At 65.8% G+C, this 16,915-nt stretch carries 19 protein-coding genes and 1 pseudogene; 13 read left to right on the top strand and 7 right to left on the bottom strand.

Translation table 11 applies throughout. The annotated features are described in order from the left end of the window. The first annotated feature begins 58 nt into the window (after nt 1-58). Nucleotides 59-1,186, top strand: coding sequence for an ORC1-type DNA replication protein (locus ACOZ4H_RS01160; RefSeq protein ID WP_151144759.1), 1,128 nt, complete (start codon nt 59-61; stop codon nt 1,184-1,186). Nucleotides 1,187-1,234: 48 nt separating this feature from the next. Here ACOZ4H_RS01160 and ACOZ4H_RS01155 read toward each other — a convergent pair whose 3' ends face one another. Both ACOZ4H_RS01155 and ACOZ4H_RS01150 read right to left on the bottom strand, forming a co-directional pair. Further along, nucleotides 1,235-2,020: a DUF7089 family protein gene (locus ACOZ4H_RS01155; protein WP_424327592.1), complete on the bottom strand. Its 786-nt coding sequence runs from the start codon at nt 2,018-2,020 to the stop codon at nt 1,235-1,237. Then, nucleotides 2,021-2,116, bottom strand: a complete 96-nt coding sequence (locus tag ACOZ4H_RS01150) for a hypothetical protein (RefSeq protein WP_008306998.1) — start codon at nt 2,114-2,116, stop codon at nt 2,021-2,023. A 71-nt stretch (nt 2,117-2,187) separates the two neighbouring features. Between ACOZ4H_RS01150 and ACOZ4H_RS01145 the strand changes: the two genes are divergently transcribed. Beyond that, nucleotides 2,188-2,574: a Rid family hydrolase gene (locus ACOZ4H_RS01145; protein WP_424327591.1), complete on the top strand. Its 387-nt coding sequence runs from the start codon at nt 2,188-2,190 to the stop codon at nt 2,572-2,574. 41 nt (nt 2,575-2,615) lie between these two features. Here ACOZ4H_RS01145 and ACOZ4H_RS01140 read toward each other — a convergent pair whose 3' ends face one another. Further along, nucleotides 2,616-4,085 (bottom strand): MATE family efflux transporter, encoded by a 1,470-nt coding sequence (locus ACOZ4H_RS01140; RefSeq protein WP_424327590.1) that lies wholly within the window; start codon nt 4,083-4,085, stop codon nt 2,616-2,618. Nucleotides 4,086-4,169: 84 nt separating this feature from the next. On the opposite strand from ACOZ4H_RS01140, the gene ACOZ4H_RS01135 reads away from it, so the two are divergent. Further along, nucleotides 4,170-4,616: a MaoC/PaaZ C-terminal domain-containing protein gene (locus ACOZ4H_RS01135; protein ID WP_424327589.1), complete on the top strand. Its 447-nt coding sequence runs from the start codon at nt 4,170-4,172 to the stop codon at nt 4,614-4,616. On the opposite strand, the gene ACOZ4H_RS01130 is transcribed toward ACOZ4H_RS01135, so the two are convergent. Then, nucleotides 4,606-4,851 carry a ferredoxin gene (locus tag ACOZ4H_RS01130; protein WP_424327588.1) on the bottom strand — a complete coding sequence of 82 codons (246 nt, stop codon included), beginning with the start codon at nt 4,849-4,851 and terminating at the stop codon, nt 4,606-4,608. The genes ACOZ4H_RS01135 and ACOZ4H_RS01130 overlap by 11 nt on opposite strands. Before the next feature lie 115 nt (nt 4,852-4,966). On the opposite strand from ACOZ4H_RS01130, the gene ACOZ4H_RS01125 reads away from it, so the two are divergent. The 5 genes from ACOZ4H_RS01125 to ACOZ4H_RS01105 all read left to right on the top strand — a co-directional run bounded on the left by ACOZ4H_RS01125 (nt 4,967) and on the right by ACOZ4H_RS01105 (nt 10,442). Beyond that, complete coding sequence (locus ACOZ4H_RS01125; protein WP_424327587.1) at nt 4,967-7,369, top strand: ATP-dependent DNA helicase; 2,403 nt, start codon at nt 4,967-4,969, stop codon at nt 7,367-7,369. Continuing rightward, nucleotides 7,369-7,896, top strand: a complete 528-nt coding sequence (gene cgi121 / locus ACOZ4H_RS01120) for a KEOPS complex subunit Cgi121 (protein ID WP_424327586.1) — start codon at nt 7,369-7,371, stop codon at nt 7,894-7,896. Before ACOZ4H_RS01125 ends, cgi121 begins: the two co-directional genes overlap by 1 nt. 38 nt (nt 7,897-7,934) lie before the next feature. Beyond that, complete coding sequence (locus ACOZ4H_RS01115) at nt 7,935-8,222, top strand: hypothetical protein (RefSeq protein WP_424327585.1); 288 nt, start codon at nt 7,935-7,937, stop codon at nt 8,220-8,222. After that, nucleotides 8,219-9,523 (top strand): NADH:flavin oxidoreductase, encoded by a 1,305-nt coding sequence (locus ACOZ4H_RS01110; RefSeq protein WP_424327584.1) that lies wholly within the window; start codon nt 8,219-8,221, stop codon nt 9,521-9,523. Before ACOZ4H_RS01115 ends, ACOZ4H_RS01110 begins: the two co-directional genes overlap by 4 nt. A gap of 76 nt (nt 9,524-9,599) precedes the next feature. Next, complete coding sequence (locus tag ACOZ4H_RS01105) at nt 9,600-10,442, top strand: alpha/beta fold hydrolase (protein WP_424327583.1); 843 nt, start codon at nt 9,600-9,602, stop codon at nt 10,440-10,442. A 1-nt stretch (nt 10,443) separates the two neighbouring features. Here ACOZ4H_RS01105 and ACOZ4H_RS01100 read toward each other — a convergent pair whose 3' ends face one another. After that, nucleotides 10,444-10,989, bottom strand: coding sequence for a MaoC family dehydratase (locus ACOZ4H_RS01100; RefSeq protein ID WP_424327582.1), 546 nt, complete (start codon nt 10,987-10,989; stop codon nt 10,444-10,446). A 300-nt stretch (nt 10,990-11,289) separates the two neighbouring features. Here ACOZ4H_RS01100 and ACOZ4H_RS01095 point away from each other — a divergent pair, with 300 nt between their 5' ends. The 5 genes and pseudogenes from ACOZ4H_RS01095 to ACOZ4H_RS01075 all read left to right on the top strand — a co-directional run bounded on the left by ACOZ4H_RS01095 (nt 11,290) and on the right by ACOZ4H_RS01075 (nt 14,667). Further along, on the top strand, nt 11,290-11,589 hold the full coding sequence (locus ACOZ4H_RS01095) for an AbrB/MazE/SpoVT family DNA-binding domain-containing protein (RefSeq protein WP_424327581.1): 300 nt from the start codon (nt 11,290-11,292) through the stop codon (nt 11,587-11,589). Between the two features lie 7 nt (nt 11,590-11,596). Then, complete coding sequence (locus ACOZ4H_RS01090; RefSeq protein ID WP_424327580.1) at nt 11,597-12,154, top strand: hypothetical protein; 558 nt, start codon at nt 11,597-11,599, stop codon at nt 12,152-12,154. A gap of 45 nt (nt 12,155-12,199) precedes the next feature. Beyond that, nucleotides 12,200-12,745, top strand: coding sequence for a poly(R)-hydroxyalkanoic acid synthase subunit PhaE (locus tag ACOZ4H_RS01085; protein ID WP_424327579.1), 546 nt, complete (start codon nt 12,200-12,202; stop codon nt 12,743-12,745). A gap of 3 nt (nt 12,746-12,748) precedes the next feature. After that, nucleotides 12,749-14,176 carry a poly(3-hydroxyalkanoate) polymerase subunit PhaC gene (gene phaC / locus ACOZ4H_RS01080; protein ID WP_424327578.1) on the top strand — a complete coding sequence of 476 codons (1,428 nt, stop codon included), beginning with the start codon at nt 12,749-12,751 and terminating at the stop codon, nt 14,174-14,176. Nucleotides 14,177-14,215: 39 nt separating this feature from the next. Further along, nucleotides 14,216-14,667, top strand: a pseudogene (locus ACOZ4H_RS01075) (TIGR00725 family protein). An 8-nt stretch (nt 14,668-14,675) separates the two neighbouring features. Here the strand turns inward: ACOZ4H_RS01075 and ACOZ4H_RS01070 are convergent. Both ACOZ4H_RS01070 and thsA read right to left on the bottom strand, forming a co-directional pair. Then, nucleotides 14,676-14,900: a hypothetical protein gene (locus ACOZ4H_RS01070; protein WP_424327577.1), complete on the bottom strand. Its 225-nt coding sequence runs from the start codon at nt 14,898-14,900 to the stop codon at nt 14,676-14,678. A gap of 275 nt (nt 14,901-15,175) precedes the next feature. Continuing rightward, nucleotides 15,176-16,858: a thermosome subunit alpha gene (gene thsA / locus ACOZ4H_RS01065; protein WP_424330320.1), complete on the bottom strand. Its 1,683-nt coding sequence runs from the start codon at nt 16,856-16,858 to the stop codon at nt 15,176-15,178. Between the last annotated feature and the right edge of the window lie 57 nt (nt 16,859-16,915).

The following is a 16,915-nucleotide window of genomic DNA, read 5'->3' as shown; positions in this document are numbered from 1 at the left end:
TCACTCTGGACGAAGCTGTGGCAAATGGTTAAGTGCGCCGCGAAGCTCGGTGAAAGTGATGAGCGACGACCCCGAGGACCGGATGCTCGGCTGGGACGAGTCCGTCTTTCGGGACGAACACGTCTTCGAAATCGACTGGCTCCCGGAGACGTTCAAACACCGGGACACCCAGATGGAGACGCTGAAGTACGCGCTCCGGCCGGCCGTCCGCGGGTCGCGCCCGCTCAACGTCATCGCCCGCGGACCGCCCGGAACGGGGAAGACGACGGCTGTCCAGATCCTGTTCGACGAACTGACCGCCCAGACGGACGTGAAAACCGTGCGGGTGAACTGCCAGATGGACTCGACGCGCTATGCCGTCTTCTCGCGCCTGTTCGCCGAGATATTCGACTACGAGCCGCCGTCCTCGGGCATCTCCTTCAAGAAGCTGTTCTCACAGATCACCGACAAACTGGTCGAGGAAGACGAGGTGCTCGTCGTCGCCCTCGACGACGTGAACTACCTGTTCTACGAGAGCGAGGCCAGCGACACACTGTACTCGCTGTTGCGCGCCCACGAGGCCCACTCCGGCGCGAAAATCGGCGTTATCTGTGTCTCCTCGGACCTCGAACTGGACGTCATCGACGCCCTCGATACCCGCGTCCAGTCCGTGTTCCGCCCGGAGGAGGTGTATTTCAACCCCTACGGACAGGCCGAAATCGCGGACATCCTGGGCGAGCGCGCCGAGCGAGGGTTCAACGAGGGTGTCGTCGGGCCCACGGTGCTCGACCGCGTCGCCGAACTGACCGAGGAACAGGGCGGTGACCTCCGGGTCGGTATCGACCTTCTGCGCCGGGCCGGCATGAACGCCGAGATGCGCGCCTCCCGCTCCGTCGAAACCGAGGACGTCGAGGAAGCCTACGACAAGTCCAAATACGTCCACCTCTCCCGCCGGTTGCGGGAACTGTCGGACTCGGAAACCGCGCTCGTGGAGGTCATCGCCGCCCACGACGGCCAGCAGGCCGGCGACATCTACGACGCCTTCTCCGAGCAGACGGACCTGGGCTACACGCGATACTCCGAGATCATCAATAAGCTCGACCAGCTCGACATCATCGATGCCGACTACACAAATGTCGAGGGCCGGGGCCGCTCGCGGGAGCTGACACTCAACTACGACGCCGACGCGGTGCTGGAACGGCTGTAGTACAACGTACTAAACCGTATCCTGCCGAACCACTGTAACGGAGCAGGCTTACTCCAGCTTCTCGAAGGTCGTCTCGGCCCACTGGACGGCGTAGTCGGCCCCGTACTCGAGATAGGCGTCGGTGTCGAGCGCGGCAAACGGTGCGGGCAGATCGAGTCCGTGCTTGACACCGCTACAGGCCAGTTCGGCGGCCGCAGCGAATTCCGTCTGCCCCTGTGCGATCTCGCTGGGGAGGTCTTCGAGGCGGGGCTGGAGGCGCTCGCCGGCATCCTCCCATGCCGCGTACAGCTCGGGGTAGTCGTCGGCCCAGTCGGCGAACTCTGACCGGGTCTGAAGGCCCAGATATGCCGTGTATACCGCCGCTGCGAGCTGGTACCGGGCGTTCGCATCGAGGTGGTCCTCGGTGGCGGTCGCGAACTCCGGGTAGTGCTCTCGGAAGAAGCCCAGAAAATGCTCAGGCTCGTCGAGGCTGACCTCGACCAGCGCCTCGGCGATGAGAAACGAGACGAAGTCGTCCGGTGAAGTCTCCAGCCGCGGCTTGACGAACACGCAGGGGGGGTCCGTCTGGTGAGTCCAGGCGACGCCGCCGTCGCCCGGCATCCCGATAGTGAGGGTACCGCCGATATACTCCTGTAGTACTTCCGGGGCTGTGGTCGGCAGCCACGCGCCGTCGTAGGAAATCTGATCGAGACTGTCAGTCACCAACAGGAGTTCCTCGGCGACTGCGGGGTCCAGCGTTTCGAAGTCACGGTCGCAGTTCAGTACGAGCGTCTCCGGGGCGTAGGCCTCACGTACTGCCGGCAGATCGCCGGTCAGTGAACGCTCGGTGAACATCTACGCCGAGAACAGGACGAGGTTGATGACGATGCCGATGGATAGCAGTGCTGACACGCCGATTGTTCCGAGGACGATTTTCGTGGCCTTGCTCATGCCAATGGGTATCTCGGGCCGGACATTAAAACTTGAGAAACGATTTTCCGGGTCTCCAACGTCCATCGGGTATGCGCCGTGAACGCACTTTGACGGGCACCGACTGGGAACAGCAGGTCGGCTACTCGCGGGCGATACGCGCTGGTGACACCGTCCGCGTCGCCGGCACCATCGCCACCGACGACGACGGCGAGGTCGTCGCGCCGGGTGATCCGTACGAACAGACGAAACACGCTTTCGGTATCGTCGCGGACGCGCTCGCTTCTCTCGACGCCGCTATCGAGGACGTGGTCCAGACCCGGATGTACGTCACCGACATCGACGACCAGGAGCGGGTCGGCGAGGCCCACAGCGAGTTCTTCGCCGACGTGCGTCCCGTGGCGACGATGGTCGAAGTGAGCGGGCTGGCGACGCCGGAGGCCGTCGTCGAGGTGGAAGCCGTCGCGCAGGTCGAGTGAAGCGGCCGGCAGCGGGCCGGTGTGGACGATAGCGCCCGGCGTCAGTCGTCAGTCGCACCGACGCCCGCCCGTCTGGCAACGTCGCGCCACCCGCCGGACCAGAACCGTCCCGCGTTGACCGCGGCCTTCAGATAGAAGTCACCGACAAGCGCGGCGAAGATGGCCGGGAGGCCGAGCCCGAGCCCCGGCGAGACGGCGACGCCGACGAGTGGGACCGTCACGACGAACGACGAGGGGAGCGCGAGGGCGGCCACCGGGAGCCGGTAGCAGTAGCCGCCCAGAACAGTCCCGTACAGCGGCCAGCGGGTGTCGCCGGCACCCCGCAGGCTGCCCCGCATCGTTCGGGAGATGGAGAAGCCGGCGACGAGCAGGCCGAACACGCGAACGAACGCCGCCGCCAGGTCGGGGTAGGCCGTCCCGAACAAGGCGACGATGGGGCGGGCGAACACGACCAAGAGGACCGCTGCGACGAGCTGGACGGCGAGTGCCACCCGGAGCGTCTGCCAGCCGTAGGCGGTCGCTTCCCGTTCGTCTCCCGCTCCCAGCGACTGCCCGACCAGCGTCGACGCGGCGGTGGCGTACCCCCACGCCGGCATCAGCGCGAGCAGCATGACCCGGCGGCCGATGGCGTAGGCCGCGAGCGTCGGCGTCCCCAGCACGCCCAGGATGAACAGGAACGGGAAGCGGGCGAACGTCTGGAGCAGCCGCATCCCGGTCAGCGGCAGGGCGACGCGGACGATTTCGCGCATGAGGTCGGCACTGAACTGTGTCCCGCCGGGCCGGAGCGTGACGACGTAGCGCCCGGACAGCAACAGTCCGAGGAAAATCACCGCCGCGAGCGTGTTCGCGATGGCCGTCCCCCACGCCGCACCGGCGATACCGAGTTCGGGGAACGGGCCCACCCCGAAGATGAGGACGGCGTTGAGCGCGACGTTCGTCGGCAGCGTGAGCAGGCGGACGTACATCGGCGTCTTCGTGTCGGCGCTGCCGGCCAGCGCGCGGGCGGCGACCATGCTCCAGAACCGCGGGGCCAGCGACAGCATCACGATAGCCAGATACGTCGCGCCGAACCGGATGGTCGCCGGATCGTCGGTGAGAACCCCCACCAGAAGATCCGGATAGCGCCAGCAGAGCGCCGACAGCGGGATGGAGATGAGCAACGCGATCCACAGCGACTGCTTGACAGCGAGGTTCGCGCGCTCGGGCTGGTCGGCTCCCTGCAGCCGTGAGACGACGCTTATCGTCCCGGAGGAGACCGCCAGCGAGAGCCCGAACCCGACGAAGTAGTACTGGAAGCCGAGTTCGAGGCCGGCAATAGCCGCGTCACCGAGCGCCAGGCCGACCATCAGGAAGTCGGCGAGGCGCAGCAGGATCCGGAGCCCGCCGGTGACCATCACCGGCGCGGCGAGATCCGTCGCGGCAGTCGCCTTCTCTCGGTCGACGAGCCCTGCACTGGCCAGCAATGCGGGGAACGCAGTCAGAAGACGGCGGAGGGGACCACCAGTCGACATCGCCCTGACTTGAGGGGCCCAACCCCCTGTTGGTTTCGGGACGAGGCCGTAGATTTTTCTCCCGTAGCGCCGACAGCCCAGCACATGCCTCCCGTCGAAATCGGCGAGACGCTCACCGAGACGCGGACGTTCCGGCCCGAAGACGTGGATCAGTTCGCCGCCCTCTCCGGCGACGACCAGGCCCGGCACACCGAGCCTGACGGGGACGGTCGGCGGATGGTCCAGGGCTTGCTCACCGCGTCACTGCTGACCAGCATCGGCGGCGACCTGGAAGTGCTCGCCTCGCGGATGGAACTACAGTTCCAGCGCCCGGTGTACACCGGTGAGACGCTGGTCTGTGAACTGACCGTGGCGAGCGTCGATCCCCGTGCCGACGGCGGCGTCGCTCTCGTGGGCGACGTGACTGTCCGGCGCGTCAGTCGCGGCAACGAAACCGAGCAGGCCGACACAGCAGCCGCGAACTCGGCAGGTGGTGCTACCGCCGGAACCGTGGTGCTTGAAGCAACCGTCGAAGGAATAATCAGGGAATGAGCTGTTCGCCGTCCTCGTCGTAAATCGTGATGGCGTCGACCGGGCAGGACCGGGCGGCGAACTTCGCGTCCAGTTCGGCGTCATCCGGGACCTCCCGCACAAACACGTCCGACTCGGTTTCCTCGCTGTCCGCCAGCACCGCTTTGCCGGCGTCCTCGTCGCGCTCGAAGGCGTCCCACTCCGCGACACACTGGAACATCCCGATACAGGTGTCGTAGTCGTACTCGACTCGCATACCTCGTGTTGGCCGTTCGCGGGCAAAGGCGTTCCCCTCGGCGCTCGATGCGCCAGCGAGTCGATGCGGTTGTAGTGCGACAGTTTAAATCGGGACAGGACCCAAGCGGGGTGTAATGGACGTTGCGGACCTGCCGGGCGTGCCCGAGTGGCTCCCGGACCACCTGCGCGACGACGGCATCGAGGAGCTGTATCCGCCCCAGGCCGAGGCTGTCGAGGCCGGCGTCACCGAGGGGGAGAACCTGGTCGCGTCGATTCCGACGGCGAGCGGGAAGACGCTCATCGCCGAGCTAGCGATGCTCTCCTCGGTCGCTCGCGGCGGGAAGGCGCTGTATATCGTTCCGTTGCGGGCGCTGGCAAGCGAAAAACAGGCCGACTTCGAGGAGTTCGAGCAGTACGGCCTCGACATCGGCGTTTCGACGGGCAACTACGAGTCGGAAGGTGGATGGCTCGCGGACAAGGACATCGTCGTCGCCACCAGCGAGAAGGTGGATTCGCTGGTCCGCAACGACGCCCCCTGGATCGAGGACCTCACCTGCGTCGTCACCGACGAGGTCCACCTCGTCGACGACGGCGAGCGGGGCCCGACCCTGGAGGTGACGCTGGCGAAGCTCCGGCGGCTCAACCCCGACCTGCAGACCGTCGCGCTGTCGGCGACCATCGGCAACGCCGAGGCGCTGGCGACGTGGCTCGACGCGGGGCTCGTCGACTCGGACTGGCGGCCCATCGACCTCCAGAAGGGTGTCCACTACGGGCAGGCACTCCATCTCGAAGACGGGAGCCAGCAGCGGCTCTCGGTACAGAACAACGAGAAGCAGACGGCGGCAATCGTCCGCGATACGCTGGAAGACGACGGGTCGACGCTGGTGTTCGTCAACTCCCGGCGCAACGCCGAGGCGGCGGCGGGCCGACTGGCGAACACCGTCCGGCCCCACCTTACCGCGGAGGAGCGGGACCAGTTGGCCGACATCGCCGAGGAGATCCGCGACGTGAGCGACACGGAGACGAGCGACGACCTCGCGGACGCCGTCGCGGACGGGGCGGCGTTCCACCACGCCGGCCTCTCGCGCGGCCACCGCGAACTCGTCGAGGACGCCTTCCGGGACCGGCTGGTGAAGGTCGTCTGTGCGACGCCGACGCTCGCGGCCGGCGTCAACACGCCCTCGCGGCGTGTCGTCGTCCGCGACTGGCGGCGCTACGACGGGTCGGCCGGCGGAATGGCCCCGCTCTCGGTGCTCGAAGTGCATCAGATGATGGGGCGGGCAGGCCGCCCGGGACTCGACCCCTACGGCGAGGCGGTCCTCATCGCGTCCAGCCACGACGAAGTGGACGAGCTGTTCGAGCGCTACGTCTGGGCGGACCCGGAGCCGGTCCGGTCGAAACTCGCGGCCGAACCGGCGCTGCGGACCCACATCCTCGCGACCGTCGCCTCCGGCTTCGCCCGCTCGCGGTCGGGCCTGCTCGAGTTCCTCGAACAGACGCTGTACGCCAGCCAGACCGACGACAGCGGCCAGCTCGAACGGGTGGTCGACGACGTGCTCACCTACCTGCAGCGCAACGACTTTCTGGAAATCGAAGCCGGGGAGCTCGATGCCACCTCGCTTGGCCACACCGTCTCGCGGCTCTACCTGGACCCGATGAGCGCCGCCGAGATCGTCGACGGCCTCCGGGACTGGGAGCGGGGCGCCAGCGACAGCACGTCGGCGAGTGGGTCGCCGGCCGACGCGCCCGCGGAACCACCGGCAGACAGCGGCTTCACCACCGCCAGCGAACTGGCCGAGGATGCCGATGGGAGCGACGACGCCGACGCGGACCCGGACGACATCTCCGCGCTGGGCCTGTACCACCTCGTCTCGCGCACGCCGGACATGTACCAGCTGTACCTCCGCTCGGGCGACCGCGAAGAGTACGAGATGGAACTGTTCGAACGGGAGGACGAGCTGCTCGGCCCTACGCCGTCGGAGTTCGAGGAGGGACGCTTCGAGGACTGGCTCTCGGCGCTGAAGACCGCCCGGCTGCTCGAAGACTGGGCCACCGAGGTCGACGAGGCGACCATCACGGAGCGGTACGGCGTCGGCCCGGGCGACATCCGCGGGAAGGTCGAAACCGCCCAGTGGCTGCTCGGGGCCGCCGAATCGCTGGCCAGCGAGGTCGACCTGGACGCCGCACGCGCCATCAGCGAGGCCCGCATCCGCGTCGAACACGGCGTCCGGGAGGAGCTGGTCGACCTGGCCGGCGTCCGCGGCGTCGGCCGCAAGCGCGCCCGGCGGCTGTTCCAGGCCGGCATCACCGACCGCGCACAACTCCGGGACGCGGACAAAGCCGTCGTGCTGGCGGCGCTCCGGGGCCGCCGGAAGACGGCCGAGAACATCCTCGAAAACGCCGGCCACCGGGACCCGTCGATGGAGGGCGTCGAGCCCGCACCCGACGTCTCTGTCGACCTCGACGACGGCTCAGACGGGGGCACGAACGCCGAATCGACAGCCACCGACGACCAGTCCAGTCTGGGTGATTTCTGATGCGGGTCGTCGAAGGCACTGCTGACATCGACGACGTGGGCGCGTTCGTGGAGACGCTCGGTGCAATCGGCGACCGCCACGGTGTCACGGTACAGGCGTTCGACGCCCGCTACGTCGTGGACCGGGCCCACCTCGAACTGGCCGTCGAACTTGCGACGCGGGCCCACGACCGGGGCGAAGGCATCGCCGAGGACTTCGGCGTGGAGATCCTGCTGTACGCGGCCGGTCGCCGCCAGATCAACCGCGCGCTGACGATGGGCGTCAGCAAGGGGACCTGTCCCGTCGTCGTGGCCGTCGTCGACCCCGACTCTGGAGATACCCACGAAGGAAATGGGGGCGATGACGCTATCACGGCAGCTGTGGACGAGGTCCGTGACCACCTCACGCCCCGGTCGACGCTTGGCGCGTACGACGAAGACCGCGTCCGGTCGTTCTTCGACGTGACGGACACCGAGCTCGCAGCGACGGCGGGCGGGCTTCCCGACGCCGTCCGAGAGCGCGTCGCGCTGTTGCCGGTCGAGAAGTAGCGACAGTATTTTTGACAACGACCGTGTTATATTCACACATGGATCCACAGCGGACGGCACGGCAGCGGGCCAGCGAGCGCGCCCGCCGGGTCGAGGCGACGGTCGACCGCACCACCGGTGGGGCCGCGTACCCGGTCCGCGTGGAGGAACTGGCAGACGAGTACGGCAGCGCCGACCCGCCCTCCGAGGAACTCTCGGCCGCGCTCGCGGGCAGTACCGACGGCGAGTTCGACTCGCCGACGGAGGTCCGGGCGGCCATCCAGCAGGTGACACCACAGGGGGGCAGCCGTACCGAGGCGACGTTCGACGAGCGCGAGCAGTCGTGACCGACCTGGAGACGCCGCTGCGGATCGGTGGCGTCGAGGTCCCGAATCGGCTGTACCGCGCACCGGTACTGGAGTGTGCCGGCAACGGCGAGGCCGCCGTCGACACGCTCGTCGACGAACTCGAACCGACAGCAGCATCCGGTGTCGGCCTCCTCTTCCAGGGAGCGAGCATCGTCACCGACCGCGGCGGCTGCGCCGCGCCGAACATGACGCGGGTCCACGACCCGGCCTTCGTCGAACGTCTGGAACGACTCACCGGGGCTATCCACGACCACGGCGGTCGTATCTTTCTGCAACTGGCCCACGGCGGCCTCCGGAGCATGGCGACGTGGCACGCCGAGTACCGCCGACAGCACCCGGACCAGCGCCAGCTCGCCGTCAGCCGCCCGCCCTGGCAGCTCCGGGCGCTCGACCGGGCCGGGCTGATTTCGCTGCAACCGGACGTGCTCTCGACGAGTGAGGTGTGGGACCTCGCCGAGCAGTTCGGCCGCTGTGCCGGCTACGCCGCAGACGCGGGCTACGACGGCATCCACCTCTCGGCGGCGAACATGGGCCTGATTCAGCAGTTCCTCTCGCCGTTCTACAACCGCCGCGACGACGAGTTCGGCGACGGCATTCGGTTCCTCGAAGCGATTCACGATGCCGTCCGTGAGCACGCCGGCGACCTGCCGCTGGTCACGAAGGTCCCGGCCGAGACCGCCGCGCCCGGGTTCGTTCGAAGGTATCTCTCCCGGGCGGACGGCGTGGGTATCGCCGAACGGGCGGCGGACATCGGCTACGACGGGCTCGTCCCGGTCGAGGTGTCGCCGTTCTGGGACATGAGCATCGTCCGCGGCGCGTTCCCCGACCGGGCCTGGGACGCGAGCGATCTGCAAGACGACTACGCGGCTGTCTTCGGCGGCCGGCTGCGAGCGCGCGCCGTCCGGCTGCTCAATCGACTGCAGGCCCGCCGCTTCGGCCACGATCCGGGCTGGAACGCCGACTTCTGTCGGGCAATCCGCGAGCGCGTGGACGTGCCAGTACTGCTGGAGGGCGGGCTGCGAACGCGCGACGACTGTGACCGGTTTCTCGGAGCGACTGGAGACGCCCCTGCCGCTGACGCCGTCGGGATGGCTCGCCCCTTCTACGCGGAGCCGCGGCTCGGCGCTCGCCTGCTCGAGGGCGCGGACGCGCTGTGTGAGAGCTGTAACAACTGCACCGTTCCGCAGGTCACCGGCGAACCGGGACGGTGCCGGACGCCGGCTATCGTCCGGGAACAGGCACGGCTCCAGCGCGACGGCGCGTACGACGACTCCGAGTGAGCTGTCTCGGGTATTCCCGCCGTCCTAACTGAGCGGATACAAAGCCTCATACGCGTTCGGTCCCGAGCGGACGCCGATGACTACAGGGATTACGTCCGAACGCGTCGAACTGTCCGTCGACGGCGAGGACGTTGACATCCACTACCGGACAGGCGGCGAGGGGCCGCCTTTGGTGTTTCTCCATGGCATCGGGCTGGACGCCGCGACCGTCTCGTGGCGGCACGCGCTCCCCGCGCTCGCGCCGGAGCGGACGGTGTACGCACTCGACCTGCCGGGCCACGGCGACAGCGACAAGCCCGACCGCGCGTACACGACCGACTACTACCTGGAGACCCTCGCCGAGTTCATCGACGCGCTCGGTATCGAGGAACCCGCGCTGGCTGGGCTTTCAATGGGCGGCGCAATCGCGCTCGGCCACACGCTCGACGGCGGTCCGGTCGAACGGCTGGTATTAGTCGACAGCTACGGACTGGGAGCCGACGCCTACTGGCGAACGGCGGCCAGTAGCGTCTTGCAGACGCCGATACTCGGCAATATGCTGTGGCAGGGCGTCGGTTCGTCCCAGCCGGCGATCCGGAACAGTCTCCGAAGCATGGGTCCCGGCGAGCCACCCCAGCAACTGGTCGAGGATGTCGACAGCGCCGTCGACCGGCAGACGGTCCGGGCGATGCGGCGCTGGCAGCGCAGCGAGTTCCAGTGGTGTGGCTTCCGGACCGACTACTCCGACCGGTTAGAGGAGATAGACGTGCCAACGATGTTGATTCACGGGGACGTCGACCCGCTGCTCCCCCGTCGGTGGTCCGAGCAGGCGGCTGGTACAGTCACTGATAGCACGCTGAAAATCTTCGACGGCTGCGGGCACTGTCCGCCGCGGGAACACCCCGACCGCTTCAACCGAGCCGTTCGAGCGTTCTGCTGAGTTATTCCGGCAGGTCGTCGATGAGGACGACCGCTTCGCCGTCGATGACGACTTCGTCGTCTGCGAGGACGCGCGTGGTCAGACGGTACTGTTCGTCGCCGAGGTCCTCGACGATCTCACATTCGGCGGTGAGACGGTCACCGATGCGGACCGGATTGTGGAACTCCAGGTCCTGTGAGAGGTAGATCGTCAGTCCCGGCAGGCGTGCGAGTGCCGCGCTGATGAGGCTGCCGACGAGCGTCCCGTGGGCGATGCGGCCCCGGAAGCGCGTCTGCTCCGCGAACTCGTCGTCCAGGTGGAGCGGGTTCGTGTCACCGCTCGCGGCGGCGAACTGACGAACGTCGTTCTCCGAGATCGTCTTCGTGAAATCGACGTGGTCGCCGACGCCGAGGCGACCCGGGTGGTCTTCGGAGATCGAGACGTGCCATTCCGGGAGGTCTTCGTCCGGTTCGATACGGTCTGCGGGCGTTACGCCGTTCTCGTCCTCTTGCTGAACGCCAAACGCGGCGAACGCTGCCCGGTTAGCTGCGACGACGCTGTTGAACATATGCGACGATGTCTCAGTCCATGTGTTTAACAGCGGGTTTCGGGGCGATTCAGAACTCATCTGTTCTGGTAGTTTATTGGTCGGAGTATTAAACCTTGGTGTTGGTTTCGCCTCAGCTGTCGGTAAACGCCGTCTAACGGGCGTCAGACGCGTATTTGGGGTTGCGGTTACCGGTGCTGCAGGGCGCAGCACTCCCCTCGACGCCGCTTAACCTCTAATACCATCCTCTACCATTCAATGGTAATCAATGGTTTTCAGCGGAAGTTTTATATTGTTGAGGAGTGTACATGTAGTTGACCGATGGCCGACGAGGATGATGGCCTGATGTGGCCTCCGATGTTCAAGGGGATGCAACAGGCGAGCGAGAACGCGATGGAACAGCAACAGCAGCTGATGAAACAGATGTTCGCCAACGGTGGCATGCCGAGTTTCGATATGAATCAGCTCGGTGCCATGAGCCAGATGGCGACGTTCAAGACCCGCGTGCAAAGCGGGGGTCGGATCAGCATCCCCGATGCGGAGCGAGAGGCGCTGGGCATCGACGAAGGTGATATCGTTCAAACCGTCGTCCTCCCGGTCACTAACAACAACAGCGAGTAATCCAACAATGGTAGACTACACAACCCCCGTCACGACAGCGTTCGAGATGCAGCGCGCCACGATTGAGCAGAGCCAGAAGGCGCTCGAACAGAGCGTTTCCTTCCAGAAGAACGTCAACAGCGCGGTCATCGACAGCCTCGACACACAGGAGTCGGCCCAGCGCCGCGGTGTCGAGCTCCAGCAGACCGCGTTCCACAGCTATCTCGACGCGATGGCGTCGACGATGCCCGGCATGACCGAGACTGTCGAGCAGATCCGCGAGACCGTCGACGAGCAGTTCGACTTCCTGCTCGAGAACCACGCCGAAGTCTTCGACAACATGGAAACGGAGCTCGAAGAGGGCGTCGACACGTACGACGAGATGACCGACGAGTACGTCACGGCTGTTAACGAGCAAGTCGACATGCTCGTCGAGGCCCACGAGGAACTCGAAGCGCAGTCCGTCGAGGCTGCCGAACAGTTCGGCGAGCAGCTCGAAGAAGTGCAGGAGCAGGTCGAGGAGATTCAGGAGCAGGTCGAGGAAGTGCAGGCCGAAGCCGCCGACGCAGTTGACGTCGAAGCGTAACACCGACAGCCGGTTTTTTTGTGCGCCCGCCGCCGAGACACTATTATGAGTAACACAAACGACATCCAGGACGAATGGACGGAGATGGTTGAGGAGATGAACAACGCGGTCGCTGACTCGATGGAGCAGAACATGAAGGCTCAGGCGGCCTTCGTGGAGTCGTGGGCCGATGCCGTCGAGGATACGATTCCCGAGGAAGAGGACCTTGCCGAAGGGATGGACGGCTACAACCGCGCCTACGAGGAGTGGATCAACGCCGCCGAGCAGATGGTCGAACGCTCGACCGACGCCGCGCAGGGCGAGGATGTCGATCCCGCCGAGTTCCGTGATATCTGGCTGCAGTCCGCCAACGAGGCGTTCAAGCACGTCATGGGAACCTCGGCCTTCGCGGCCGCCAACGGGCAACTCGTCGAGTCGATGATGGAGATGCAACAGGAGGCCGACGAACTGAGCCAGGATACCCTGGAACAGCTCGGCTTCCCGACGCGCAACGACGTCGACGAGATCGGCGAGCGGCTCATCGAACTGGAACGCCGCCAGCACGCGGTCGAACAGAAGCTTGACCGCGTCCTCGAACACCTGGAAAAGTAAATCATGTCCAGCAACCCCTTCAATCCGTTCGAGGCCGCGCTCAACTGGCAGCGCAAGACGCTGGAGAACATGACCGACGCCGCCGAGACCAGTCAGATCGCCGACGAGCGACTGGAGCTGATGGAGTCCGTCGAAGTCGGTCAGACGCCCAGCAACGTCGTCTACGAGGAGAACAAGCGCGAACTCCTCCACTACGACGCCGAGGCTGCCGGTATCGAGGTGCCGGACGAGGAGAAGGAGGAGGTTCCGATACTCATCGTCTACGCGCTCATCAACCGGCCGTACATCCTCGACCTGCAGGAGGAGCGGTCAGTCGTCCGACGCCTGCTTGAGGCGGGCCACGACGTGTATCTCATCGACTGGAACGAGCCCTCGCGGCTCGACCAGCACCTGACGCTCGATGACTACGTCAACCGCTACATGGACAACTGCGTCGACGTGGTCCGCGAGCGCTCCGGCCAGGACGCCATCAACATCCTCGGCTACTGTATGGGCGGCACGATGTCGGTGATGTACACCGCGCTCCACAAGGAGAAAGTCAACACCCTGGGGCTGATGGCCGCTGGGCTGTGTTTCGACCACACCGGTGGCGTCCTCGAAGAGTGGGGCTCCGAGGAGTACTACTCTCCGCGGGACGTCGTCGATACGTTCGGCAACGTCCCCGCGGACATGCTCGACATCGGCTTCGCGCTGATGGACCCCGTCGAAAACTACGTCACGAAGTACATCCGGTTCGCGGAGAACATGGAGAACGAGGGCTTCGTCGAGAACTTCGGCCGCATGGAGCAGTGGCTCGGTGACGGCATCGACGTGGCCGGCGAGGCCTACGTCCAGTTCCTCGAAGACGTGTACCAGGACAACAAGCTCTACAAGAACGAACTGGAACTCGACGGCAAGCACGTCGACCTGGACAACATCGACATGCCTGTCCTCCAGCTCATGGGTGAGTACGACCACCTCATCCCGCCGGAGGCCTCCAAGCCGTTCAACGATGTCATCGCCAGCGACGACACGCGAACCATCGAGTTCTCGACGGGCCACATCGGTCTCTCCGTCTCGTCGTCGACCCACGCTGACCTCTGGCCCGAGGTCGCCGAGTGGTACTCCGAGCGCAGCAAGGGGAGCGAGGAAGTCGATATCGAGGTCGAGTCCCCCGAAGCGGCCGAAGACGACGCGGTAGACCAGTCGGAACTCACCGACATCGACGTTGACGCGACCGACGATGTCGATGCCGACGCTACCGAAGACGATGCGACCGACGAACCCGCTGACGTGGATAGCGTCTCCGGTATCGGCCCGACCTACGCCGAACGGCTGCACGACGCCGGAATTCACAGCGTCGCGGACCTGGCCGAGTACGACGCGGCCGACCTGGCCGACATCGCCGAAACCACCGAGTCCCGCGCGCAAGACTGGCTCGACCAACTGTAATCCGGCGGCGTTTTTCTGTTTCCCGTTGCACGACCAGCTATGCGCGTCTCGGTCATCGGCGGCTCGACAGTTACCGACGAACAGTACCAACAGGCACGCGAGGTCGGGAAACTACTCGGTGAGTAGGCCACGACGTCGTCTGTGGTGGTCTCACCGGCGTGATGGAGGCAGTCTGTGCCGGCGCGAGCGAGGCCGGCGGTCACACTATCGGTATCCTCCCCGGCGAGCGCCGGGCCGACGCGAACGACTACGTCCAGACAGCTATTGCGACGGGGCTGGGCAACGCCCGCAACGTCCTCGTCGTGATGAACGGTGCGGCCGTCATCGCCGTCGACGGCGGCACCGGAACGCTCTCGGAACTCGGCCACGCCCTCGACATAGACCGTCCGGTCGCCGGGCTCGGAACACACCGTCTCGCCGGCGGCGACGCCATCGAACACGTCGACACTCCCGCTGAAGCCGTCGAATACGTCGAGTCCGCCGTGCAGTAACTCTCTTTTCAGTCGAGTATCCGCTTCAGTCTCACCGCGATTGCGAGAAACGCGACGCCGAGCAGCCTGACCCGGCGATGGGCCCCCTTCTGCGGCGTGAACTCCACCGCTAGCACCCAGCGATAGCTCAGCCGCGCCATCGACAGTAACAGTCCCGGAACGAGCAGATGGAGCACGCCCGCCAGCGCCGTTCCGGTCCACAGCAGCCGCCGTTCGGTCCGTGTCAGGTCCATGCTGAATCATTGTCCTGCGGCGATTTGACCGTGGCGTCTGCTTGCGAAGTGCGTACTGCCCGAACCAGCGTCGTCACTGATCCAGACTGAAAATAAAAATATAGAACCGCAACGATTCTTCGCGAGGTCGACGGGCGAGGCAGGCATCCGCGGCCGAAGGCCGCAGTTCTCGGAATCGCCGCAAAGCGGCGATTCCGCCTTTTTCGCCAATGTGGCTTGCCTCGCGGGTCACTTCGTTCCCCGCTCGGCGTGCCGAGGTTTCTTCGAAACCTCGCTTACATCATGCCGCCCATACCGCCGCCCATGCCGCCCATGCCGCCGCCCATGCCGCCGGGCGCGCCGCCTGGGCCGCCGGGTCCGCCTTCGTCCTCGTCGTCGTCGCCCTGGCCACCCTTGAGGTCGCCAGCAGCGATGACGTCGTCGATGCGGAGGATCATGACGGCTGCTTCGGTTGCGCTTTCGACGGCCTGGGTCTTGACACGGAGGGGCTCGACGACGCCGTCCTCTTCCATGTCGACGACCTCACCGGTGTACGCGTCAAGCCCGGAGGTGACTGCGCCACCGTCGTGCTTGCTGCGGAGGTCGACCAGCGAGTCGATCGGGTCGAGACCGGCGTTCTCCGCGAGGGTGCGCGGAATGACGTCGATGGCGTCGGCGAAGGCTTCGACGGCGAGCTGCTCGCGACCACCGACGGAGTCGGCGTGGTCTCGGAGACCGAGGGCGAGCTGCGTTTCGGGGGCACCGCCGCCGGGCAGGACCTTACCGTCTTCCAGCGTGGCGGCGACGACGCCGAGCGAGTCCTCGATGGCGCGCTCGACTTCGTCGACGACGTGTTCGGTGCCGCCGCGGAGAATCATGGTAACAGCGCGGGCGTCCTCGACGTCCTCGACGAAGATGCGCTCGTCGCCAGCGATGTCCTTCTGGGCGACGGAGCCGGCGAAGCCGAGATCGTCGGCTTCGATGTCGTCGATGTTCGAGATGATGCGCGCGCCGGTCGAGCGCGAGAGGGCCTCGATGTCGGACTTCTTGGCGCGGCGCACGGCCAGGATGCCTTCCTGGGCGAGGTAGTGCTGGGCCATGTCGTCGATGCCCTTCTGGCAGAAGACGACGTCAGCGCCGGCTTCTTTGAGCTTGTCGACCATTTCCTTGAGCTGTTCCTCTTCCTGGTCGAGGAACTGCTGGAGTTGGTCGGGGTCGGTGACGTTAACTTCGGTGTCGAGTTCCGTTTCGGGAACTTCGATGGCCGTGTCCAGCAGGGCGACGTCGGCGTCCTCGACGGCGAACGGCATGTTGTCGTGGACGCGTTCCTTGTCGACGATGACGCCTTCGACGAGTTCGGACTCGTCGGTTGCGCCGCCGACGACGGTTTCGATCTGGATGTTGTCGGTGTCGACGCTACCGTCGTCGTCGACGACGGACTGTGCGGCGCGGACGACGAGTTCGGCGAGGATGTCCTTGGAGGACTCCGCGCCCTTGCCGGTCATCGCGGTCGCGGCGACCTTTTCGAGGGTCTCCGTGTCCTCGGGGTCGACGTCGATGGCGTTGTCTTCGAGAATCTCCTTGGCTTTCTCGGCGGCCTGGCGGTACCCCTGGGCCAGGATGCTGGCGTGGATGTCCTGGTCGAGGAGTTCCTCGGCCTTCGAGAGAAGTTCGCCGGCCATGACGACCGCCGTGGTCGTGCCGTCGCCCACTTCGTCTTCCTGGGTCTGGGCGACCTCGACGATCATGTTGGCGGCGGGGTGCTCGATGTCCATCTCATCGAGGATGGTGACGCCGTCGTTCGTGACGACGACCGAGCCCGAGTTGTCGACGAGCATCTTGTCCATGCCCTTCGGACCCAGTGTCGTCCGAACGGCCTCGGCGACGGCCGTCCCGGCCGTGATGTTCATCGACTGCGCGTCCTTTCCGGATGTCCGCTGGGACTCCTCGGAAAGTACAATCATGGGCTGGTTGCCCATCTGCTGTTGAGCCATAGTCAAACGATGATTGAATGTGATTCTATATAAAAGCTACGG

Source organism: Haloarcula amylolytica, assembly GCF_049705545.1.
GTDB classification, from domain to species: Archaea; Halobacteriota; Halobacteria; order Halobacteriales; family Haloarculaceae; genus Haloarcula; species Haloarcula amylolytica_B.
The sequence above is the reverse complement of the archived record's forward strand: the minus strand, read 5'-3'. Positions and strand labels throughout refer to the sequence as shown.